Source organism: Neokomagataea anthophila, from assembly GCF_018122595.1.
GTDB classification, from domain to species: domain Bacteria; phylum Pseudomonadota; class Alphaproteobacteria; order Acetobacterales; family Acetobacteraceae; genus Gluconobacter; species Gluconobacter anthophilus.
Genome location: NZ_JAGRQH010000271.1, coordinates 1 through 212 on the forward strand (window position 1 = coordinate 1; position 212 = coordinate 212).

General features: G+C 15.6%; 1 protein-coding gene. It reads right to left on the bottom strand.

Translation table 11 applies throughout. The features are described from left to right. Positions 1-10 precede the first annotated feature (10 nt). The coding region (locus tag KB213_RS13610; protein ID WP_211683623.1) for a hypothetical protein at positions 11-212 on the bottom strand (202 nt) is incomplete at its 5' end.

The following is a 212-nucleotide window of genomic DNA, read 5'->3' on the forward strand; positions in this document are numbered from 1 at the left end:
TTTTTTTCAATTATTCACATTTTTTATTTATTTTTTTATTTTTTTTTTTTTTTTTTAATATATTTATTTTATTTTTTTTTTTTTTTTTTATTAAAAATAAAAAAACAACAAAACATATTTCAAAAAAACACACCCCCCCCCCCCACAAATATTTTAAAAAAAAATTAAATCGTTTTGAAATGCTAATTAACGTATTTTTCACATAGTTGAAA